The sequence below is a fragment of the Endozoicomonas sp. ALB032 genome (genome assembly GCF_049310125.1).
In the GTDB taxonomy this organism is placed as follows: domain Bacteria; phylum Pseudomonadota; class Gammaproteobacteria; order Pseudomonadales; family Endozoicomonadaceae; genus Endozoicomonas_A.
In genome coordinates this window covers 1,692,824-1,715,000 of record NZ_JBLYNW010000001.1, presented here as the reverse complement: position 1 = coordinate 1,715,000, position 22,177 = coordinate 1,692,824, and the positions used below count along the sequence as shown (strand labels likewise).

The following is a 22,177-nucleotide window of genomic DNA, read 5'->3' as shown; positions in this document are numbered from 1 at the left end:
GTACAAGCAGTGGGAGTCAGTGGTCAGTTGTCAGTTGTCAGTTGCCAGTAGGCAAGCGACAGCAGATGACTGATTACCAGGTCGTCAAGTTGGAAAATACGGGCAGATTTGCAGAGGTGTTGAAATTGACGCTGAACAAAACTGACCACCGACAACTGACAACTGGCCACTGATGACTGCGTACCTTTTGTATAATGGGTCAGCGACTTATTTTCTGTGGCAAGGTTAACCGTATAGGGAAGCCGTAGCGAAAGCGAGTCTTAACAGGGCGTCCAGTCGCAGTGAATAGACCCGAAACCGGGCGATCTATCCATGAGCAGGTTGAAGATCAGGTAACACTGATTGGAGGACCGAACCCACTGTCGTTGAAAAGCCAGGGGATGACTTGTGGATAGGAGTGAAAGGCTAATCAAGCCCGGAGATAGCTGGTTCTCCTCGAAAGCTATTTAGGTAGCGCCTCGTGTCTCACCATCGGGGGTAGAGCACTGTTTGGGCTAGGGGGCCATCCCGGCTTACCAACCCCATGCAAACTCCGAATACCGATGAGTGCAATCACGGGAGACACACGGCGGGTGCTAACGTCCGTCGTGGAAAGGGAAACAACCCAGACCGTCAGCTAAGGTCCCAAAGTAATAGTTAAGTGGGAAACGATGTGAGAAGGCCCAGACAGCCAGGAGGTTGGCTTAGAAGCAGCCACCCTTTAAAGAAAGCGTAATAGCTCACTGGTCGAGTCGGCTCGCGCGGAAGATGTAACGGGGCTCAAACTATTCACCGAAGCTACGGGGTTCAGTTGTCAGTTTACAGTTGTCAGTTGGCAGTATGAGAAGTAAGTATGCAGCGATTTGAAGATTTAGAAGTATTTCAATGGGCCTATAAGCTTTCTTTGAAAGTTCACAAGCTCTCGCTGGAATTTCCGAGAATTGAACAAATGCATGAACTTGCTGATCAGATGCGCAGAGCCAGTAAAGGAATCTGTGCAAATATTGCTGAAGGACATGGGAAACTGATCATCTCAAAAGCAGAGTTTCGAAGGTTCATATTGATGGCTATCGGATCATCTGACGAAATGAGAGTTTGGTTAAGGTACTGCCTTGATCTCAATTACATTGACGATCAGCAATGGCAAGACCTCAAAACCGAATACAACCAAGTCAGTAAGATGTTGGTTAGTTTGCACAAGAGTTTTAAATAACTCAGTTCAAACTGACAACCGACAACTGCAAACTGACAACTGAACCGGTAGAGGAGCGTTCTGTAAGCCGTAGAAGGTTCACCGGAAGGTGGGCTGGAGGTATCAGAAGTGCGAATGCTGACATGAGTAACGATAAAGGGAGTGAGAGGCTCCCTCGCCGGAAGACCAAGGGTTCCTGCGCAACGCTAATCGGCGCAGGGTGAGTCGGCCCCTAAGGTGAGGTCGAAAGACGTAATCGATGGGAAACAGGTTAATATTCCTGTACCCCTTTTGACTGCGATGGAGTGACGGAGAAGGCTAGGCCAGCAGGGCGATGGTTGTCCCTGTTTAAGGTCGTAGGCTGTGGACTCAGGCAAATCCGGGTTCACAAAGCCGAGAACTGATGACGAACCCACCAAGGTGGGGAAGTGGTTGATGCCAGGCTTCCAGGAAAACCTTCTAAGCATCAGGTCAAAAGGGACCGTACCCGAAACCGACACAGGTGGTCAGGTAGAGAATACCAAGGCGCTTGAGAGAACCTGGGTGAAGGAACTAGGCAAAATGGCACCGTAACTTCGGGAGAAGGTGCGCCGGCTTTGGTGATCGGGCTTGCCCCGTAAGCTGAGGCTGGTCGAAGATACCAGGTGGCTGCGACTGTTTATTAAAAACACAGCACTGTGCTAACACGTAAGTGGACGTATACGGTGTGACGCCTGCCCGGTGCTCGAAGGTTAATTGATGGGGTTATCTTCGGAGAAGCTCTTGATCGAAGCCCGAGTAAACGGCGGCCGTAACTATAACGGTCCTAAGGTAGCGAAATTCCTTGTCGGGTAAGTTCCGACCTGCACGAATGGCGTAACGATGGCCACGCTGTCTCCACCCAGGACTCAGTGAAATTGAAATCGCTGTTAAGATGCAGTGTATCCGCGGCTAGACGGAAAGACCCCGTGAACCTTTACTACAGCTTCACAGTGGATCTTGATGTTGCTTGTGTAGGATAGGTGGGAGGCTTTGAAGTGTGGACGCCAGTCTGCATGGAGCCAACCTTGAAATACCACCCTGGCAATATTGAGGTTCTAACCCAGGTCCTTTAGCAGGATCGGGGACATTGTGTGGTGGGTAGTTTGACTGGGGCGGTCTCCTCCCAAAGAGTAACGGAGGAGCACGAAGGTTGGCTAAGCACGGTCGGACATCGTGCGGTTAGTGTAATGGTAAAAGCCAGCTTGACTGCGAGAGGTACATCTCGAGCAGGTACGAAAGTAGGTCATAGTGATCCGGTGGTTCTGAATGGAAGGGCCATCGCTCAACGGATAAAAGGTACTCCGGGGATAACAGGCTGATACCGCCCAAGAGTTCACATCGACGGCGGTGTTTGGCACCTCGATGTCGGCTCATCACATCCTGGGGCTGAAGCCGGTCCCAAGGGTATGGCTGTTCGCCATTTAAAGTGGTACGCGAGCTGGGTTTAGAACGTCGTGAGACAGTTCGGTCCCTATCTGCCGTGGACGTTGGAAGTTTGAGGAGAGCTGCTCCTAGTACGAGAGGACCGGAGTGGACGAACCACTGGTGTTCGGGTTGTGTCGCCAGACGCATTGCCCGGTAGCTAAGTTCGGACGGGATAACCGCTGAAAGCATCTAAGCGGGAAGCCCCCTTCAAGATGAGACTTCCCTGGCCGCAAGGCCCATAAGAGACGTTAAAGACTATGACGTTGATAGGCGGGGTGTGTAAGCGTTGTGAGGCGTTGAGCTAACCCGTACTAATGACTCGAGAGGCTTGACCATATAACGCCAAAGCGATCTAGCAAGCTTGAAGCTGGAAGCTTAAAGCCGTACACAGTGAACGAGAGTGTTGAGCAAGAATAGACACACAGCTTAAAAGATATTTGGATTCCAGAGCCTTAGTTTTCGAGAAACAGCTTCAAGCCTTCAGCTTAAAGCTTCCAGCTCGAGAGCCAACGGCTCGACCAGTTTTGCCTGGTGACCATAGAGTGTTGGAACCACCCGATCCCATCCCGAACTCGGTAGTGAAACGACGCATCGCCGATGGTAGTGTGGGGTTTCCCCATGTGAGAGTAGGTCATCGCCAGGCATTGAATAAAGCAAAACCCCGGTTGAGAGATTGACCGGGGTTTTTGTTTTGTGGGCAAAGGAGTGTGGCAGAACAGAAGTGAAACGACACATGCCTGGGCGGCCCCACCTAGGCGGCCCCACCGATGATAGTTTGGGGCTTACCCATGTGAGAGTAGTTCATCGCCAGGCATTGAATAAAGCAAAACCCCGGTTGAGAGATCGACTGGGGTTTTTGTATTGTGGCAAAAAAGCGGCAAGAGCACAGGTGTTGATAGTTCTCGGGCGAATTGTCTTCCAGTGCATTCAGACTTTCCTATCCATCAAAGACTGTCCATTAAAGAAAGTGGCTGAACGACAGATCTCTGGCGTGGAGGCCCTTGTCACTCAGTCAGTCTCTCTCTCTTTTGTACCTTATGAGCTTCATCTGGAAGGCCAAGCTGCCAGTAACTGCTGATATAACGTGAAGAGCGGGGGGCCAGGGATTCTCGATTCACCCAGTTTCTGATCTCCAGCACAGAGTTCAGTTCACTGGCAGCCCATAGATAGGGATTTCCTGGCTGGCAAGGCAGGTTGGCCAGAGCGTCTCTTAAAAGCTCCTTTTGTTGGCCTGGATGAGGGTTTATAACCCAGATAATTTCCATGCCTTCAGGGATCGACGATGCTTCAAGGGCCATGGCTTGCTGGTCATCCTGGTGAGGAATTTCCACAACGACGAAGCCTTTTGCATCGGCAGGTAGAATCTCTATGTTTGCACGAATGGCTGGAAGTGCGGTCAGGTCTCCGGTCATAACAAACCAGTCCGCTTCGAGGTCGACCAGTTTGGTAGGTCCCGGTCCAGATACTAAAACTGGATCGCCAATATTGGCACCCTCCAGCCAGCGTGCGGCAGGCCCCTGATCGCGGTCATGGGAATGCACTGCGAAATCAATCGTCAAATGTCGTGCAAGCTGATCAGAGGAAACCACGGTGTAACTTCTCTGGAGTGGCTTCTCGGGCATTGCAGGGTTATCAAATACCAGCTTTACGTAGGCGCTGGCTTGATCCGATGGAAAATCAGAAAGAGATTCTCCGGTCAGGATAACCCGCGTCATATGAGGGCTCAGGGATTCAATACTCTTTACAGATAGCTCTCTTGCAGGAGATCTTGCCATATAACTGTTCAACTGATTTTAGGTTTTTAGTTGAGAATCATTATCAACTCAGCATGGGGTAATTTCAAGTAATGCTTAGCGACTTCTTATATTGCTTGTTTTCAGGTTGAAATGAGCGGGTAAGAGGCGAAGTCGGTACTTAACCTCTGCGCTCAGAAGAAAAAGCATAAAGATCCGCAAATATAAGGATTGATAATTTGTCATTTCCTGAAAAAATAGCTGGATTTTTCTAGAGGTTAAACAATTGATCACCCAAGATTTGTTCCTGAAGGCCCTTAACAATAATAAAGCGGTTCGTCCTCAAGATATTGAACTGCTGGCAGCATGGTTTTCTCTGCCCGGACGCGCTGCCAGTGCTGAGCAGGTGATTACATTGACGGGGGCCAAACGTGCGTCCATGATCGTTAACAACCTGGGCAAGCGTATTGCCGGGTTTCTGGAAGTAGATGCTGGCTCTGGTGCTTCCGTTATTGCCCTGGATGAGGAAAACGGAGCGGGCAAAGCTGTATGGGTTATGCGAGAAGAGCTGTCTCAAGCTTTGGTGGCTCAAGGTTTTGTCACTTCTGAAGACGTTCATGCAGAAGTTGCTGTTGAGTCTGTAAGAACCAAAGAGGCAGTTAAGGTTGAAGTCAAAGTGGCTCCGGTGTTATCAGAGCCAGAAGTGGTTGTTGAAGTGGCCGATAGTCCGTTGGCTGAAGCTCTGGTTGAATTTGATGTTCAATCTATCCGTAAAGCCTACCCAAGTACTCCTGCAAGCCAGCGTTTGCTCAAGCCTGCTATGGTGAATGCTCTGGTGGCTACTCGTCCAGTCAATACCCGCGCGTACCAGCGTATGATTCCTGCTGAGTTGCGTAAGAGTGTCAGTAGCCAGGAAGCCAAAATGTTTCTTAATAATGTGTTGGCCATTCTGAAAACTCATTGAAGCTGTGTCTCAGGCCCGGATTAAAGAAACGAAGGAAAGGGCAAACCGTTGCAGGCAGTCGGTTTATGCTCTCTGGTTTCTTACGGGCCTGTTTAGCTCCCGGCAGGAGCAACGCTAAAGGCTTCCCCTATCTGTTTTTGGGATCTAATAAATATGCCCCTGACCAGAGCTCTGCAGTCTGACTATGATGCCATTATTATCGGTGCCGGTGCATCGGGTCTTATGTGTGCGCTCACAGCTGGCTATCGTGGTCGTAATGTTCTTGTATTGGATCACGCCAACAAAATTGGCAAGAAAATTATTATTTCAGGAGGTGGACGTTGTAATTTCACCAACCTCTATATCGAACCTGCCCATTATCTTTCGCATAACTCGCACTTCTGTAAGTCAGCACTGGCACGCTACACCCAGTGGGATTTTCAGGCGCTTGTAGATAAGTATCAGGTGGCCTGGCATGAAAAAACGCTGGGGCAGCTTTTCTGTGACAATCGTTCAAAGGATATCGTCGATCTTTTGGTCAGCGAGTGTCAGGATGCAGGCGTCACCATTCGAGCCAAAGCCCGTGTTGAATCCATAAAGTCCAATAAAGCTTCGGGTTTCGTGTTGGCAACCAACATCGGCGAACTCTCCTGTCAGTCACTGGTAGTGGCAACCGGTGGTTTATCATTTCCGACAATGGGAGCCACAGGGTTTGGTTACCAGATAGCGGAACAGTTCGGCCATAAACTGATTGAACAAAAGCCTGCACTGGTGCCTTTTACGATGAACCAGGCCTGGCTTAAGCACTTTCTAGAGCTTTCCGGCGTAAGCTCAGAAGTGATCGCCAGCTGCAATGGACGGTCTTTCCGGGAAAATATTCTGTTCACTCATCGTGGTGTCAGCGGGCCGGTCATTTTACAGATTTCATCCTATTGGAATCCGGGAGATACGGTTTCCATTAATTGGATTCCCGGTGCAGATATTCATAGTTGGCTTCAGTCCTGTGCCATGCAGAGACCCAGGGCACAGACGGCAACCATCTTGTCTGAACATATGACTAAAAGGTTGTCTCAAGTCCTATGCGGTCAAGGTCATCTGAGATTATTAACCGACAATGGTCAAAAGCTGATGGCACATTACACAGCGGCTGATCTTGAGGACCTGACCCATGCACTGGAAAACTGGGAATTGAAACCCTCTGGAACAGAAGGTTATAAAAAAGCAGAAGTCACCCTGGGTGGTGTGGACACTGCGAAAGTCTCTTCGAAAACATTTGAGAGCCGAATCCAGCCGGGGCTTTTCTTTATCGGTGAAGTTCTGGATGTTACCGGTCATCTGGGAGGCTTTAACTTCCAATGGGCCTGGGCTTCAGGTCATTGTGCAGGGCAGTATGTTTAGTTTACATGGTTTGATTTTCTCCATCCGCCAAGAGCATAATGCATCGTCCGTGAAGCACTGTTGACGTTAATGCCTCATAAGACATTCTCCTTGGACGGAAATTGCAGCTGACCTTGTCGAAATGGCTCCAGAATCCGATGAAGCTGCATTTTATGGTAAAAGTCATGAAGTTTATCAATCGTTGTGTTGTAACCCTGAAGCCCAGACAGCCTTTTATTGAATGGGCGAAAGGGCTGGGGACAGAATTGCCAGAAGACTGGAGCCTGGAAGGTGGCTCCTACCTGCTGGATGAACAGGAAACAGAGGAGGGCCTGGAAGCAGCAGTAGCCAACCACGCCCGGGACATGATGGAAAATGAGCTCTCCGCCTGGGAAGAAGATCCGGGCCGCTGGCCCTGTCAGAGAGATGCCAACGCCCTGAAAAGCTGGTTTGATGTTCATGTTTCAGTAGCAGGTTTTGATCTGGGTACCGAAGGCCTTATGAGAGCTGACTTGTCTGATCTTGGGGGGATGTGACGGCGCTCTGCCGGTCTCCATAAAGCCCCCTCTGAAATTGACCTATTCCCTCATTATGAAGAACTTCAGAAAACTCTCCCTCGGAATCATTGTCATTTTGATTGTGGCCGTGATTGCTATTAAATATTTCGATATCGATGACAAACTTTACAATGAATACCTGTCACATACGGTATCCAGTGAACAGTGGGCAAATGCCATTGCGTTGAGTGATTATAAATTGGTGGCCGGACCTGTGAAACTCGTTGATGCAGGTGATCAGGTATCCGGAGTGACGTGGAGTCCTGTTACCGATTCCCTTTATGTTGTATCCGGAGGAGGTTCTTCGATCCATGTCCTGGAGTACGACCAAAATGGAAACCTCAAGAGAAAGCTGAAATCCAATCTTAATGCTGATGTAGAAGGTATTGCCTGGGCTGACGGCGATCGTTTTATTGTTGTCAACGAACGTCAGCAGGAATTGTTGCTGGTAGACATTAAACCGGATTCGAATGAGATCGATTTCTCCAGTGCGTCCACTTTTACCTTTGGCATAGGAGAAGGAGGCAACAAAGGCTTTGAAGGTATTGCCTGGGACCCAGAGACAAAATCGATCTATGTCCTCAAAGAGAGAGACCCCATCCGGATTTTTCGTATTAATGGTTTCACCGAGCAGGGTAAAGATAGAAAGCTGGTGATTCGTGAGCAGGAAGAAATGGAAGAAAGCCTGAGGTTTTTCAATCAGGACCTGTCAGGGATGCACTTCGATACGGTTTCAAGGCATTTTGTTGTGCTCAGTGATCAGTCCGATTCTTTGACAGAACTGGACGAAAATGGAGAGGCCGTCAGTGTTATGGTGCTTGAGAAGGGCTGGCATGGATTGAAGAATACGATTGAGCAGCCAGAAGGGGTTACTATGGACAGACAGGGAACGGTGTTTATTGTCGGGGAGCCTGACGACCTTTACATATTCAGGAAGAGTACCTTGTCTGAACGAAAGTAGCCTCCTTTGATATTGAGCTTTGCTGTTGGGATGTCGTGCATGTCAGAAGAGAGCCAGGAAACACTGGAAATCATTTATCAGGATCACTGGCTGGTAGCGGTAAATAAACCGTCGGGTCTGCTGGTGCATCGCTCCATGATTGACCGGAATGAAACCCGGTTCGCTTTGCAGATCGTCAGAAATCAGGTGGGTCAGCATGTTTACCCACTGCATCGTCTGGATAAACCGACTTCCGGTGTTTTAGTGTTTGCCCTGTCGCCTGAGGTTGCCCGGCAGGTTGGAAAACAATTTGAGGAAGGGCTGGTCGAGAAAACCTATCTGGCAGTCGTCAGGGGTTATGCGCCAGAGTCTGGCGTGATTGATCATCCTCTGAAAGAAGAGCTGGATAAAATGACAGACCGCAAGGCCCGGCAGGACAAACCGGCTCAGGAGGCGGTCACTGTTTATGAAAGACTCGCGACCGTTGAGCTGCCTCTTGCCATAGAAAGATACCCAACCAGTCGCTACTCCCTGGTAAGAGCCTGGCCTAAAACGGGCAGGAAACATCAGATTCGTCGGCATATGAAGCATATAGCCCACCCGATCATTGGCGATGCCAAACATGGGAAGGGCGTTCATAATCGATACTTTGCCAAACACTTTTCAGCGGGTAGATTGCTACTGGCCTGTACTGATCTTGAATTAACTCATCCCCTTACCCGTGAACGACTGCTTTTGTCTGCTTCGCTGGATGCTGTCTTCTCTGATCTGATGACTCGCTTTGGTTGGAACAGATCACTTCGTCGGAAAGTTGAGTGAATTTCCTGATTTCCCATGACGAATGTCAATTAACTATCTAGTCTGCCTGAACGGTTTGTTTCAGGAGGCTTTATGCTCAGAGCGGGTTTGAGTATATTTTTTTTTTCATTGTTGTTGTTTGGAGCGTTCTACAGTCACGGATTCGATGACTATAAGAAAGATAGAATAGTAACGGATAAATCAGGTCGCCAAAGGTGCAAGCAGTGCGACCTTAATCTTGATGCCTGTGATTGTCGATGTTATCAGTGTGGCAAGCGGTTCAGGGAAAAAAGGCTGATTGCCCAGGCCGCAATAAGAAAAAAAGGGCAGTCTAATGCCAAGAGTGCCAGAGGCAAAGACCCTAAATCCAGAGAGGTGTATTTATCCACTGAGAATACTTGCCAGTGTGAAAGACCTTTGGTCCGTGAGGCTGCGTCAGCTTCTGTTCCGAGGCTTGGTCCCAGGAAAAGGATGGCTGCTTTTGATGGGCCTTCAACCAGCCAGATGACTCCGGTAGAGCCGTCCTTGAGTGGTTTTTCCAGCGAAATGCTACCTCTTATTGTTGCTGTTAATGTTCCAGATCCTGCTCCTGTATCTGATGAGAAAAATCAGCTTGATTGTGAATGGATGAACCGGCAGTGTGATTTTAGCGTTATCCAGTTGCAGACTTTGCCTGTCGATGAAACTCTCTGTCAGCAGAAAGCCTTTTCAGCTTCATCTTTCAATGTCTGTTATCTGGAGACCGGCATGGATAAGATCGTCCTCGAGAATTCAAATAGCGGGGTACTTAAATTTCAGCAGCTATTGACTCAGGTGAAGGCTGCCATCCAACAGGATGTAATTGCAGGGCTGATCTCTGTTGGTTGGATGAGTGAATACACTCGACCCCTTGGCACAATCGAGGCTTTGAAAGATCGGGGATATTTTCTGACGCTTCCTGATTCTCAGGGAGGCTATTCCTTCGCTCTTATTATTATTGAACAGAGTTTGGCTTTTGTATTTCTTCTGAATCAGGATGGTGAAGTGGTGGGCTATGCCAGTAATAAACACAGTCTCTTTGTTTTTGCGATCAACTGCTATCTGGATAAGTCGAGAGGAGGCCAGCTTTATCAAGTTCACTTGCCTGATGATGATGTGTTCAACCTCATGGTGGAGAATGCCATTAAGGCTTTTAATTGCCTGGATAAAGAAGCTGTGGAAGCCTTGCAGGCATTTGATGATGACGATGAGGTTGAAGTGTTGCTGGTTTCTGATAACTCAACGGGGCATGACGTTGCTATTCGGCAATGTTTCATGAATCAAATGTCTGGAGGTCTGCAAAAGATTCCGTTACCTCGGAAGTTAGACGAATCCCAGCTTCCGGATTTATACCCCTTGTTGAGTTTAATGGAAATGGATCAAGCGATGATGGCCCTTAATATTGACCTCGAGGTTAATGAGCTTAAGGAGTTCAACTCAATTCAAATGATAATGGACAATGCCATCGGAGAGGGCACCTTTGTCATGGTGATTCAGGAGCCCAATGAATCAACATTTGCTGTTTTTATCTCGGTTAATGGTGCCATTATGACACTGAGAATGTTGTGTTTTTCTGACGGTCTTGGAGAGCGAGCCTCGTTGAAAGCTTCCAGTGGCTTGGTTTGTGAATGGAATGAAGCATTACAGGTTCTTATGCATACTCTGAGAACAGGTTATAACCTCAAGTTTTATCGAATAAGGCCATCTGACGACACTAACAGTTAATTTCATTGGCATAGAGTCTGGAAAAGGGCTCCCGAACGAGCCCTTATTGGCAAATTTACAACATTCTGCCCAGCACATCGTGTTCAGGCTTATCCATGAACCGGTGTTTGAATGCTCCCACCACGTGAAGGGCTATGATGGCCAGAAATGCATAGGGAATATAGGAATGGATTGTATGAAGGGTTCCTGCCAGCTCTTTGTTGTCTTCCATAAATTCGGGCAGTTGGATGCCAAAGAAGAAAACATCACGCCCTCCTGCATCCGACATGGTAAGACCGCTCAGAGGTACAAGAATCATCAGGGCATAGAGCGAATAATGGGTGATTTTGGCCAATACCTTCTCACGGTTGGGCAATCCTTTGGGTAGCTCGGGTACTTTGCTGAACAATCGTATCAGAATACGAATCGCAACCAGCAGCAGTACTAGGATGCCGAAAGACTTGTGCCAAGGGTAGATGTCGTATTTATAGCTGACGTCCTTGGATAGACCTGCCATGTACCAGCCACTGGCAATGATACTCAGGATGGTAATGGCCATCAGCCAGTGAAGCAGTCTCATCAGTAACGGATATTTTGCAGGTGTCATAGATTTATCCTCTGGAGTGAAAAGCGCGTGCGGCTTAGAGTTCGTTATCTTATTCAAGGCTGCTATGAGTGAAGAATAAACTTCACCCACAAGGATGCATTTATTCTTACTTTAAACGGTGATCCTGTCACCTGGTTCCGGCAAATTATGTTTTTTCGCACAGATTGTCTGCGCAAAGATCCTCGCGTGACTCCACTCGCCTTAAGCTGGTGGTTGTCATCAACGGGCATCTTTACCGACAGTCAGATGTAGCTTCTTCCACAGGGGATTTACACCCCATTAGCTCATGCCCATGCCGGGCGTAAAAAAAATAAACAAACACAGGGAACTAAATGGATAGACAATGATCCAAGGTCACAATTCATTTGAAAAACAGCAGATAGGAGTAAGAGATATGAACGGAATCACACCACCCGGCAGCCCAAATAATCAGGCACCTTATCAAAAGGAGACCGATAATTGCCCTGTTTGTCTCACACCTTTTGCCGGAAGGGCAGTCACAGTTCTTGAACCATGCAGCCATATGTTTCACGAAGACTGCCTGGAGACTTGGCTATCGCAAAATACAACCTGTCCTTATTGCAGAACCATTGTCAGGGAAAGGGAAGTACAACCCTTTACTGATGTGATAGTAGAAAATTTATCGAGAAGTCGTGGTAGTGTGTTGTTCCATCCAGATGGGCGACCGATAGCGCGGCTCTTGTAAATCGCTGATTCCGTTTTGTTTGAGGGCGCCTCAACATCATCACCTGCTGCCAGAACAAGTGCTCTGGCCCGAGAGATGAAAAAAAACGACAGCAGCAACAGCGGTGCAGTAAAGAGTGTCTGTCTGATAATTCTATCCTTCCGATTTGGTTTTCACAGAGGAAGGATAGATCTAGAAAATGAAAGGGTACCTATATCATCCATCAGCTGCACTGGTGATCTGCCTGATGGCATCGCTGTAAAGTCCATGCAGGCTTTCAGGATCAGAGACACATAATCCCAGGTCCCTCAGAAGACCGTCTTTCAGCCCATAGATCCAGCTATGAACCGTCAGGTCCTGTCCTCGCAGCCAGGCATCCCTGACGATGGGGGTCTGGCAAACATTCAGAGCCTGTTCTACAACATTCAGCTCATACATGCGCTCAAAGACTTCTTCCTGGCTGCCCAGAGTGTCCAGGAAAGTCTGGTGTTTGTGCTGTACATCCTGAATATGACGCAGCCAGTTATCAATCAGGCCGAGTTTGCCGTTCTTTACCGCTGCCTGAACGCCGCCGCAGCCGTAATGGCCGGTCACTATAATGTGCTCAACCTTCAGGTACTCAACGGCGAACTGGATAACAGAGAGACAGTTAAGATCGGTGTGAATGACCTGATTGGCCACATTTCGATGAACAAACAGCTCACCAGGCACCATACCGGTTATCTGATTGGCAGGCACCCGGCTGTCAGAGCAGCCTATCCACAGGTATTTGGGAGCCTGTTGCTGAGAAAGTTGTTCAAAAAAGTCAGGTTCCTTTTCCCGAACAGCATCTGACCATTCACGGTTTTGGTCGAACAGCTTCTTGAGTCTGCGCATGGGAAGCTTCCTCATCAGAAATAACGCACAAGTATACAGCTGAAGAAATAGAAGCCAATAACAGTAGGGTTTTAATGGCGTACCGAACAGCTGCATCTCCGTTGCAATTCCTCGCAACAGCTCTGCTGTTTTAAGGTTACTGTGAAGGCAAGCGGCTGAATAGGCAACTGTCAGGCTCCTAGGAGGCCGACCGAGAATAGACTGCCCTACTGCGGCGGCAGCAAATTGGTCTAAAAATCCGCTTTTGTTCGTCAAATAGCTCGCTATTCTCCTCACAAAACCGAATTTTCATCCTCAATTTTCTGCCGTCCTCGCTACGGGCGCTATTCTCGGTCGGCCTCCTAGCGCTGTGGATGGTCGGGAAGAAAGTCATCAACCATGATGTCATCGAATGTCCACGGGCAACTGTCGGGGAAGCTGGTGTTATCTAATTGATGATTTTCCCGCAGGTACTTATTCATTTCACGAATGGCAGCCTGTTTGGCATCAGGGTAGCTGTCTATTAAGGCATCATCCTGTTCGTGCTTCAGGGACGGGTTTTTACGGATTAACCGGCTGATTGTCATACGTGACTGCGAAATACTCTCGTACCAGCTTCTGAACTCTTTGGGTTCGTATAGGTTGGGGTTAATCACAAAGGTTTGGTATTGATATTTGAGCAGATGCAGCACCAGAATGACCAGATGGGATTCCAGTGTATTGCGCTCGCTTCTGCCCATTTCGTCTACTTCTTCTATAAGGTTATCAAGATCAAGCCGGTCGAACTCACGGTTTTGCAAATGTTGTTTTTGCTGTTTTTTCCAGTGATAGAAGTCGGACTGGTAAAGTGTTTTCTGATCATTATCCATGACATGATTCCCCGTTAATCACAGCCAGTATAGGATAGCTTATACAAGGATTGTTATGTCATTCCCTTCACAGCACTTCAGCGCTAACCTCAGGTGCGAGAAACGCTGAACCTATTGCCGGGACGCACCGGAGCCGCCGGTGATGCCGTTGTCCTGCGTCGTGATCTGGTTCAGTCGGAATTGGCGGGCAGTCAGACCAATACCGGGAACTGCCTGCATCGACCGGCAAGATCAGTGGGCCGTCTTCACAGCCCTGGGTGGGCTTGCTCTTGAAAACTAAAGAAAGATATCCGTTCAGGGTATCTTCGGGTAGTCATTGTTTAACGGTACTGATTCACCTGATCTCTGAGTTCAATGGCAGCAGCTCTGGCTGCTTCGGCAAAGTTTTCATCACTGCCAGCGTAAATGATGCCACGGGAAGAGTTTACAATGATGCCCTCACCCTGACTGTTGAGACCATTTTTAACGGTGGCTTCTACGTCTCCACCCTGGGCGCCCAGACCCGGAACCAGGAATGTCATATCACCGGTAATGGCGCGGATACGCTTGAGTTCTTCAGGGTTGGTAGCACCGACAACCAGCAGCAGGTTGTTATGGCTGTTCCACTCTTCTTTGGCCATACGGGCAATCACTTCGTAAAGGAAGTCGTCACCGACCTTCAGGTTCTGGATCGCCGCAGCTCCGGGGTTAGAGGTTCGACAAAGGATGATGGTGCCCTTGTCTTCATAACGGCTGAAAGGCGCAATGGTGTCGATGCCCATGTAGGGGTTGACAGTGATCGCATCTGCGCCGTAGCGATCAAAGGCTTCTGCCGCATACTGATCAGCCGTGCTGCCAATATCGCCTCGCTTTGAGTCGAGAATGACCGGGATATCCGGGTAATTATCCTTGATGTATTCGATGGTCTGGGCCAGTTCGTCTTCTGCACCACGGGCATGATAATGGGCAGCCTGGGGTTTGTAAGCACACACTAAGTCGGCAGTGGCATCAATAATAAAGCGGTTAAATTCCAGAATAGGTTGCTCAAGCGCCTGAATGTGGGCGGGAAACTTCTCGGGTAGAGGGTCCAGGCCTACGCAGAGTAGAGAGTTGTTCTTACGCATAGCCGCCTGAACCTGATCCAGAAAACGCATAGCAAAGCCTTATGTAGCAGTGATCGATGTCTGGGCGGGCAGTCTAACAGATAACGCTCGGATTTTGTTGCGCCAATTGATGTTGCGGCAATTGACATCCACCCCCGCCCAATGAGGCTGTTTGACGCGAATTGAAGAAAAGAAATTTGCCGGAGGAGCTGAAATGTTCCTCCGTGCCTTCTTTTATCTGGCCTTTTGAAATAGCTGTGCCATCAGACCAGAGTTTATCATCTGTTCTGCAGCACTCTTCAGAGTTCCCGAAGTCCCGTATCTTCTGAACGCCCGGTAAACCGTTGTGCAGGCCATCAGGTGCTTAACGGTTTGTTTGATGGCTGTTGTCAGTAAAGGAACGGTATACAAGGCCATCAATAGAGGGTGAGAGAGTGCCAGCATGATCACCAGGGGAGAGCCAGAAATGGCACCGACAGTTTGAAACCCCCTGACGGTTCGGCGAACGTACTTCCGGGTATCAATCGTGCTCTTCATGGTCCGGTTTTTATTGAGTCTGTGACAACCTGCTTCAACCGCTTTGCTGACCAGTTTTCCCATCAGATAGCCTGCGACAGCACCGGGTGTGGTTACCATGGTGGTCAGCAATTGAACTGCCTCAGCAATGCCTGTGATCGGGCTTGCAGAAGCGTATAAGGCTGTTTGGATACCGGCACTGATTCTTCCTGATCCCTGCATAATCTGTACTCCTTGTGGTGTTATTTCATGTTGTAGGCTCAGTATGCAGGGATTTGCTGCCAAAATGACTGACAGAGCGGTTAGTTATGCTTGCACATTTTCATCCAGTGAAGTTGGAATGCCTCAGAGTCTGGTCAAACTGACCATTTCATAGCTTGACGAGAGTTCATAAAATGGTTGGTAAAACAGAGATAGTGTTGATGCAGAAGTTAGTAATACCAGACCGGCAACAGGTAGAGATCTGGCTTGATCAGGCCGGTCATGAATTCTGGGCGTGCGATCGGTGCGACGGATTGCACATATCATCCCTTCAGTCTCTGGATGGCGTACTTGATAGCCGTTTGTTTATCGAGCCATTTGGTATTCTTTTTTCAACTGAGCTGGATTTGAAAGCCGACTCTGCATTTTTAGTACAGGCCGATATGACGCGTCTCAATCTCGGCTTACCGACGCTCAAACTGTTTCTGGAGATGCTGGAGTCAGGCCATCTTTTGCTGGTGGCTTCCGATGTCCTGATGACCTCCAAAGGTGTCTGTTACAGTCAGTTTTCCGAATTTCTGGCAATGACCCTGGAGGCTAAGAGCTGGTTGTATCGGGAGTGCCAGAGCATGCACTATATTCTGTCTGAACAGGAACATTGTCTTCCCCCGGTAGAAGGAAAGTTTTCGTTCCACTAAACGTTTAGCTGCCTCATATCAGAAAATAAAACGGTCACTGCTCTGGCGAAATGTTCCAATTGGCCTAATGTCATACAGTCAACATTCTGATGCGGGAATTTCAGAACGTGTCCAATGCCACTCTTTTCTGTATCTGCTCTCTGGTGTGGGGCTCGACCTGGTATGCCGTTAGCTGGCAGCTAGGGACCGTAGACTCCATGTGGTCAGTGGCTTACCGGTTTCTCTTGGGCGCTCTGTTGTTATGGCTGATTTGCCGGTTCAGGGGCGGCTTTTCAGGCTTTACCCGCCAACAGCATCTCAGGTTCTTTTTCCAGGGAACCTTCCTTTGCGGTATTTCCTACTGGCTGGTCTACGAAAGTGAAAAGTTCATCAGCAGCGGGCTTTCAGCATTGATTTGTACGGGGATTCTTTATTCAAATGTGGTCATTGCCCGGTTCTGGTTGGGGCACACCGTTAAACGTTCTGTTCTTGTAGGCGGGGCATTGGGTAGTGTCGGTGTGTTCATGGTGTTTTTTCCCCATATCATAAAGATTGACGCAAACTCTGAGGAGCTTAAGGGCCTGGCATTGGCATTGGGTGCAGTAGTGATGTTTTCCTTGGGCAGTGTCTCCTGTGAGGTCAATGAGAAAGACGGCTTGTCAGTCGCACCTATGACAGTGTTTGCCATGTTTTATGGTGGGTTGGAAATGGGTGGGTTGGCCTTGCTCCGCGGCGTACCACCCACGTTTGACTTCAGTCCGGGTTATCTGGTTTCCCTGGTTTATCTGGTGGTTTTTGGTTCGGTTGTGGCCATGACCTCTTATATCGCCCTGATTCAGCGCATAGGTTCTGACCGAACCGCTTATGTCGATATTATCTATCCCATCATAGCCCTCTTGATCTCAACCGTTCTGGAGGGATACCAATGGAAACCGGTTTCTGTGTTGGGCGTAGGGATTATTTTGCTGGGGAATCTTCTGGCCATGGGCAACCGCTTTGACCGGCGCAGAACCGAGACTTCCTGCTAACATAAGAATACTTTTCTCCAACATCTATGGGGTTTCCCATGAGTGAGCACAAGCCTTTCATCTATAGAGCTATAGAGTTATCCACTCAGGCCCTGGACAAAGGGGAAGCGCCTTTTGGTGCGGTGCTGGTGCATAACGGCAAAATCGTTCTGGAGTCTGAATGTACTACCGAAGCAGAAAGTGATCAGACCCGGCACGCAGAATTGAACCTGGTAAGTCATGCCTGCAGACAGATACCGAGAGAACAGTTATGTGAATGCACACTCTACAGCAGCACAGAGCCTTGCCCAATGTGTGCCGGAGCAATATATTGGGCCGGAATCCCAAAAGTGGTATATGGATGCAGCATGGAAGCGCTGGACCAGATTGCCGGTCACTCCACCCAAATGGGTTGCAGAAACATTTTTGATCGTTGCTATGGCAACATAGAAGTCATTGGTCCTATAGAAGAAGAGCTTGCCTGCGAACCACATATGAAATGCTGGCCCCATCCTTCTTGAAAACCTGCTTATTATTGAATTTTGTGCTGGCATTCAAGTACAGAGTTGACTGACATTTCTGACTCAGGGAACGTGATAGCCCATAGGCTTCATAATGTCATACTGAAGCCAGACTTTGTTCAGCCAATTTTCTTCACCCAGCCAGTCCAGAACCCAGCGGATACCATTGCCCATGGCTTCCTTATTCCAGGCAAGATAGCAGCTGTCGTTCATGGGAATATCCAGAACATCCTTGCGAACCAGTAATTCTTGTTCAATGTAGGGCTGAACAAAGTGGCTGGGCATGATGGTGATGCCCAACCCTTTCAGCAGGCACTCAATAGCCATACGGAAACTGGGAACCAGGAGGATTTGCTGATCTTCAAGCAGCAGGTTGTAGCCCTGTCGAAAGACTCTGGAAGTATCCTGAATGCAGATCGAACTATAAGTTTTCAGCATGTCCTGACTAATCGGATCGGAAACATTGGCCAATGGGTGCTCTGGAGACATCACCAGATCCCATGCCAGCGATCCCATAGACTTCCATTCAAAGCGGTCGTTAGTAGCAATATTGTCTGGAATGGTTTTAGGAGCACCAATGACCAGCTGGCAACGGTTGTGGAAGAGAGCATCCCATGAGCCGTTATGAACTTCAGTATTGATCACCAGGTTGGTCTCGGGACGAACTGCCTGAAGATCGCGAATCAGATCGTAAACCATGCCCTGGTTAACAACGTTATCCAGGGCAATCCTGATTTCATGTTCCCAGCCTGAAGCCATCTGGCGGGTTGTTTTTTCCAACTCCTCCAGCTGAGTCAGCAGTTTGCCTGTCTGCTGGATAAAGTGCTCACCTGCCGGAGTCAGCTCGACCCGCTTGCTATCCCTGAGAAAAAGTTGCACATCCAGCCGTTCTTCCAGCTTCCGGACGGTGTAGCTGATGGCTGAAGGCACTTTATGCAGGTGCTTGGCCGCTGCAGTAAAGTTTCTGAAGTGGGCCACGGCCCTGACAATTTCGAGGGATTCCGTTGGGATCATGAGGAGAATACTACTATCTACTGACGTTCAGATGTTAATAGAGTATCTCTAAGGTTGTCAGAAAGGGAGTCTAAATAAGAGTTTTTTATCGTAATGTTCTCGCCTCCAGTGATATAAGATGACTCTCAGGACAGGACTCACCTACATCAGCATTCAAAAAAGCCGAATGCTCGTCCAAAAATACTTGCTGTATCTGTTGGCAGGAATTCTCTAAAATAATTTTCACTTCGAGCAACCTCAGGTTATGAGGAGTCGTGTACTGCACTGTTGCCTGTTCCCGCAGTACAGAAACTCTTGCACGAAGTGTCGAGTGTGCAGTCCACGCTGCAAACTCAGGTGGATGATCAGCAAAAAAACCTCTGCGTCTTTGGTGTAGGGGGTTTTTTGTTTTTGACAGCTTTTCCCACATGGTTCGGTGGTGTTCTTAAGGGAATTGAAGATAAACTACGACTGACGACAGGCTCCATTCAGGCACTTTTCTATTCTTTTTTGTCACCTCCAAAACTCTTTAGCCAGAGGACCGAACCTTGACCGATCTCACTGCTATCAGTCGTCAGGCTCTGCAATTGATGGATCTTACTTCCCTGAACGATAACGATACGCCGGAAGTGATTATTGATCTTTGCCACACAGCTAAAACACCTGCAGGCAATACTGCGGCAGTCTGTGTTTACCCAAGATTTGTTCCCATCGCCAAAAAGACGCTGAAAGAGCTGGGTCTGAACGATGTAACGGTTGCCACTGTCAGCAACTTTCCAAAAGGCAGTGATGATATTGAACTGGCAGTCACTGAAACTAGGGCAGCTGTCGCTTATGGTGCGGATGAAGTGGATGTTGTTTTCCCTTATAGCGCCTTTATGAACGGTGATGAAGCCATTGGAGCTGAGCTGGTTCGCCGCTGCAAAGAAGTCTGTGCAGACAAAGTGATACTCAAGGTGATTATTGAGAGCGGCAAACTGAAGGACCCAGCCCTGATTCGTCGAGGCAGTGAGATCTGCATTGAAGCCGGTGCTGATTTCATCAAAACCTCTACTGGCAAAGTGCCTGTCAATGCTACACCTGAATCTGCCCGTATCATGCTGGAAGCCATTCGTGACAGTGGCAAACAGAACGTAGGGTTTAAACCTGCGGGCGGCATCCGAACTGCACAGGACGCTGCAGAGCACCTGGCTATTGCCGTTGACATTATGGGGAAGGAATGGATCGACCGAAACCACTACCGCTTCGGAGCCAGCAGTTTGCTTGGAAGTCTGCTGGTGACCCTCGGTCTGAAAGAACGGGAATAAGTCTAAAAATAAGTTTCGCCAAGACTACCCTATATCAGCATCGCTACTGCCAGAATCCATTACTGTCAGAGTCACTGCTTTCAGAGTCACTTCTGCCAGAGCCGCTTCTGCCAGAGCCGCTTCTGCGAGAGCCGCTTCTGCCAGAGTCACTGCTGTCAGAGTCACTGCTGTCAGAGTCACTGCTATCGGAGTCACTGCTATCGGAGTCACTGCTATCGGAGTCACTGCTATCGGAGTCACTACTGTCATAGTTAATAGGTGTCTCCATAGCAAAATTATATTTAGAGCTGAGCAAATCGATGAAATCTTGCAAGTATAATATGCGTTCTTCCAGAAGTTTTCTCTGCCTTTTGTCATTGCTGAGCTCTTTTACTTCTTGTTCATTCGCTGCCTTGTCATGTTTGACTACATCAGCCTGCTGATTTGCATGGATGATAATGCTCGCTGAAAGAAATTCCAGCATCTTGTGTGATTGTTTCAGCAGGTTATTAAATTCTGTGTAGAGGTTTATCAAAATGCCGCGATAATCATTTTGATTAACTAATTTTTTTTGTAATTGGTGTTCTATGTAATTTTCTAAGGCTAGAAGCAATTCTTGAAATAATTCAGGGTTTTCATTTTTTGGGTTATCTTTTGCACCGATTAATATTTTTTGGAAAATTTCAAATAATTTATCTTCTTTATCTTCTTTATCTTCTTTATCTTCTTTATCTTCTTTATCTTCTTTATCTTCTTTATCTTCTTTATCTTCTTTATCTTCTTTATCTTCTTTATCTTCTTTGTCTTCAGAGTCAGTAATGGTTCGACCCAAGTCTAGTTTGCCAAAGTAAATCGATATGCTATCAATATTTGCATTTGAGAATTGTCTAACGAGATACTCAAGAACTGAGAATTTTTTAACGAAAGAGTCTAGAATCAGGCTTATGGAGTGAATAAAACTGATGGACTGATCATTCGAGACAACTAATCCGGTTTTTTTTTCACCATATTCATTTGTCAGGTTTAATATTCGTTTAGCTGATTTTATATTACGTCGATAAAACGGTATTTTGTTACGATTAATGCCATCGTTGAGTAGGGTAGTAGCGGCTATTAGCAATAAATTGACTGGTTCCTCGGATTGATCAGCTTTTGAGAGTTGATTCAATTGCCGCAAAAAATTAAGACGCATTTCTCCCAATAATTTCAGACCAGAGAAGACCGAATTAGCTTCTTTAACATTTGCTTTTAAACAACCGTGATTTTCTATGGGTTCTTTTTCGCCTAAAATGTCATCTTTTATGACCTCTATACCAGATAAGCCGATGGCATGAAGCAGGAATGAGCCAAAAAAGAAATGGTCCCCAGGAGGGGGGGAGCTAATGGCTGTATAGTAACTCAATATCAGCACCGCTAAGCACTGTTGATCTTTTGGTTTGGTCATATCGACGAATGATTCGGTATTATGGATTTTGGTTAGAATTGCCAACATTTCAAGCTGTACGAAGTCAACCACAATGTGGTGAGTTTTTATCAATTGCTGAAGCATGCTTAAGATTGTGAGGCTTTCATTGGGGGGGGCTAATGGGACGTAGCTCAACATAGTGTTTAAGATGTCTTCATCAATGCCTGTATTCAATTCATGGATAATGGCGGTAATTTGTGCATGGTTCATTGGTGGCAGCGGAATTTCCATCAAAGGCTGCGGTTGCTGTGCCCCAGCTCCCTCGGATTCTTCTGAATGCTCAGCCATTTTTTCGACTTGCTCATTTTCATGGTTCATTGCGAAGATGAGTTCGGTTGTATTCGAGTTGAGAAAAAAAGGAGAGGTTTTTCCTAAATAAGCATTATGGTTAATCAAATCGTTCAGGTAATTAGAGGTTTTTGTCGTTTTTTCTTCAATAAATCTCTCATCCACGGGTGTGAATAAAGTATGTGCTGCCATCAGTTTTGAATAAGGGCTAACCATAATGATAAAGCTAAGACAAGCAGCAACCGACCGTTTGGCCCTGTCACGATGGAAAAGTATCGGTTTTTTTGCTGTTTCAGGAAATTCAGAAATGAAGTTACTTGTTAACATCTGCTTTCTCTAACTTATAAATTCCCTGATAAAGTAGTCCACGGAATGCAGCATTGGCCAACTTGAGCACTTTTTAATGCTACACCTCAATCTACCTGCATAATGCTGGAA

At 47.7% G+C, this 22,177-nt stretch carries 20 protein-coding genes and 2 rRNA genes (1 of these 22 only partly in view); 13 read left to right on the top strand and 9 right to left on the bottom strand.

What is annotated here, in order from left to right; all coding sequences use genetic code 11:
- Nucleotides 1-2,953, top strand: a 23S ribosomal RNA gene (locus tag ACO6VG_RS05725) (it extends 514 nt beyond the left edge of the window).
- 191 nt (nt 2,954-3,144) lie between these two features.
- A 5S ribosomal RNA gene (rrf, locus tag ACO6VG_RS05720) occupies nt 3,145-3,260 on the top strand.
- Between the two features lie 158 nt (nt 3,261-3,418).
- On the opposite strand, the gene ACO6VG_RS05715 is transcribed toward rrf, so the two are convergent.
- Nucleotides 3,419-3,544 (bottom strand): hypothetical protein, encoded by a 126-nt coding sequence (locus ACO6VG_RS05715; RefSeq protein ID WP_422452094.1) that lies wholly within the window; start codon nt 3,542-3,544, stop codon nt 3,419-3,421.
- A 77-nt stretch (nt 3,545-3,621) separates the two neighbouring features.
- Entirely contained in the window at nt 3,622-4,392 is a 771-nt protein-coding gene (locus ACO6VG_RS05710) for a siderophore-interacting protein (protein ID WP_422473111.1), read from the bottom strand.
- A gap of 244 nt (nt 4,393-4,636) precedes the next feature.
- Between ACO6VG_RS05710 and ACO6VG_RS05705 the strand changes: the two genes are divergently transcribed.
- From ACO6VG_RS05705 to ACO6VG_RS05680, 6 genes are all read left to right on the top strand, one after another.
- A complete protein-coding gene (locus tag ACO6VG_RS05705) occupies nt 4,637-5,314 on the top strand; it encodes a hypothetical protein (RefSeq protein ID WP_422136027.1) in 678 nt (225 codons plus the stop codon).
- A gap of 153 nt (nt 5,315-5,467) precedes the next feature.
- The gene (locus ACO6VG_RS05700; RefSeq protein ID WP_422136026.1) at nt 5,468-6,691 is read left to right on the top strand and encodes an NAD(P)/FAD-dependent oxidoreductase; all 1,224 of its coding nucleotides are present in this window, start codon (nt 5,468-5,470) and stop codon (nt 6,689-6,691) included.
- Nucleotides 6,692-6,855: 164 nt separating this feature from the next.
- The gene (locus tag ACO6VG_RS05695) at nt 6,856-7,206 is read left to right on the top strand and encodes a hypothetical protein (protein ID WP_422136025.1); all 351 of its coding nucleotides are present in this window, start codon (nt 6,856-6,858) and stop codon (nt 7,204-7,206) included.
- A 109-nt stretch (nt 7,207-7,315) separates the two neighbouring features.
- Nucleotides 7,316-8,188 carry an SdiA-regulated domain-containing protein gene (locus tag ACO6VG_RS05690; RefSeq protein WP_422136024.1) on the top strand — a complete coding sequence of 291 codons (873 nt, stop codon included), beginning with the start codon at nt 7,316-7,318 and terminating at the stop codon, nt 8,186-8,188.
- Nucleotides 8,189-8,227: 39 nt separating this feature from the next.
- Nucleotides 8,228-8,986 (top strand): tRNA pseudouridine(65) synthase TruC, encoded by a 759-nt coding sequence (gene truC, locus ACO6VG_RS05685; RefSeq protein WP_422136023.1) that lies wholly within the window; start codon nt 8,228-8,230, stop codon nt 8,984-8,986.
- A gap of 72 nt (nt 8,987-9,058) precedes the next feature.
- Nucleotides 9,059-10,708: a hypothetical protein gene (locus tag ACO6VG_RS05680; protein WP_422411245.1), complete on the top strand. Its 1,650-nt coding sequence runs from the start codon at nt 9,059-9,061 to the stop codon at nt 10,706-10,708.
- Between the two features lie 55 nt (nt 10,709-10,763).
- On the opposite strand, the gene ACO6VG_RS05675 is transcribed toward ACO6VG_RS05680, so the two are convergent.
- The gene (locus ACO6VG_RS05675) at nt 10,764-11,294 is read right to left on the bottom strand and encodes a cytochrome b (RefSeq protein ID WP_422136021.1); all 531 of its coding nucleotides are present in this window, start codon (nt 11,292-11,294) and stop codon (nt 10,764-10,766) included.
- Nucleotides 11,295-11,688: 394 nt separating this feature from the next.
- Between ACO6VG_RS05675 and ACO6VG_RS05670 the strand changes: the two genes are divergently transcribed.
- Nucleotides 11,689-12,000, top strand: coding sequence for an RING finger protein (locus tag ACO6VG_RS05670; protein WP_422442036.1), 312 nt, complete (start codon nt 11,689-11,691; stop codon nt 11,998-12,000).
- Between the two features lie 195 nt (nt 12,001-12,195).
- Here the strand turns inward: ACO6VG_RS05670 and can are convergent, their stop codons facing one another.
- The 4 genes from can to ACO6VG_RS05650 all read right to left on the bottom strand — a co-directional run bounded on the left by can (nt 12,196) and on the right by ACO6VG_RS05650 (nt 15,523).
- Nucleotides 12,196-12,855 (bottom strand): carbonate dehydratase, encoded by a 660-nt coding sequence (gene can / locus ACO6VG_RS05665; RefSeq protein ID WP_422136019.1) that lies wholly within the window; start codon nt 12,853-12,855, stop codon nt 12,196-12,198.
- Between the two features lie 341 nt (nt 12,856-13,196).
- Complete coding sequence (locus tag ACO6VG_RS05660; RefSeq protein ID WP_422136018.1) at nt 13,197-13,703, bottom strand: DUF29 domain-containing protein; 507 nt, start codon at nt 13,701-13,703, stop codon at nt 13,197-13,199.
- Between the two features lie 320 nt (nt 13,704-14,023).
- The gene (gene pyrF / locus ACO6VG_RS05655; RefSeq protein ID WP_422473109.1) at nt 14,024-14,836 is read right to left on the bottom strand and encodes an orotidine-5'-phosphate decarboxylase; all 813 of its coding nucleotides are present in this window, start codon (nt 14,834-14,836) and stop codon (nt 14,024-14,026) included.
- A 183-nt stretch (nt 14,837-15,019) separates the two neighbouring features.
- The gene (locus tag ACO6VG_RS05650) at nt 15,020-15,523 is read right to left on the bottom strand and encodes a hypothetical protein (RefSeq protein ID WP_422136016.1); all 504 of its coding nucleotides are present in this window, start codon (nt 15,521-15,523) and stop codon (nt 15,020-15,022) included.
- 200 nt (nt 15,524-15,723) lie between these two features.
- Between ACO6VG_RS05650 and ACO6VG_RS05645 the strand changes: the two genes are divergently transcribed.
- From ACO6VG_RS05645 to ACO6VG_RS05635, 3 genes are all read left to right on the top strand, one after another.
- Nucleotides 15,724-16,200: a YbjN domain-containing protein gene (locus ACO6VG_RS05645; protein WP_422139372.1), complete on the top strand. Its 477-nt coding sequence runs from the start codon at nt 15,724-15,726 to the stop codon at nt 16,198-16,200.
- A 107-nt stretch (nt 16,201-16,307) separates the two neighbouring features.
- Nucleotides 16,308-17,207 carry a DMT family transporter gene (locus ACO6VG_RS05640; protein ID WP_422136014.1) on the top strand — a complete coding sequence of 300 codons (900 nt, stop codon included), beginning with the start codon at nt 16,308-16,310 and terminating at the stop codon, nt 17,205-17,207.
- A 38-nt stretch (nt 17,208-17,245) separates the two neighbouring features.
- Entirely contained in the window at nt 17,246-17,707 is a 462-nt protein-coding gene (locus tag ACO6VG_RS05635; protein WP_422136013.1) for a nucleoside deaminase, read from the top strand.
- 63 nt (nt 17,708-17,770) lie between these two features.
- Here ACO6VG_RS05635 and ACO6VG_RS05630 read toward each other — a convergent pair whose 3' ends face one another.
- A complete protein-coding gene (locus ACO6VG_RS05630; RefSeq protein WP_422136012.1) occupies nt 17,771-18,721 on the bottom strand; it encodes a LysR substrate-binding domain-containing protein in 951 nt (316 codons plus the stop codon).
- 527 nt (nt 18,722-19,248) lie between these two features.
- Here ACO6VG_RS05630 and deoC point away from each other — a divergent pair.
- A complete protein-coding gene (deoC, locus tag ACO6VG_RS05625; protein WP_422136011.1) occupies nt 19,249-20,007 on the top strand; it encodes a deoxyribose-phosphate aldolase in 759 nt (252 codons plus the stop codon).
- Nucleotides 20,008-20,050: 43 nt separating this feature from the next.
- On the opposite strand, the gene ACO6VG_RS05620 is transcribed toward deoC, so the two are convergent.
- Entirely contained in the window at nt 20,051-22,066 is a 2,016-nt protein-coding gene (locus tag ACO6VG_RS05620) for a hypothetical protein (RefSeq protein WP_422473106.1), read from the bottom strand.
- Nucleotides 22,067-22,177 lie beyond the last annotated feature (111 nt).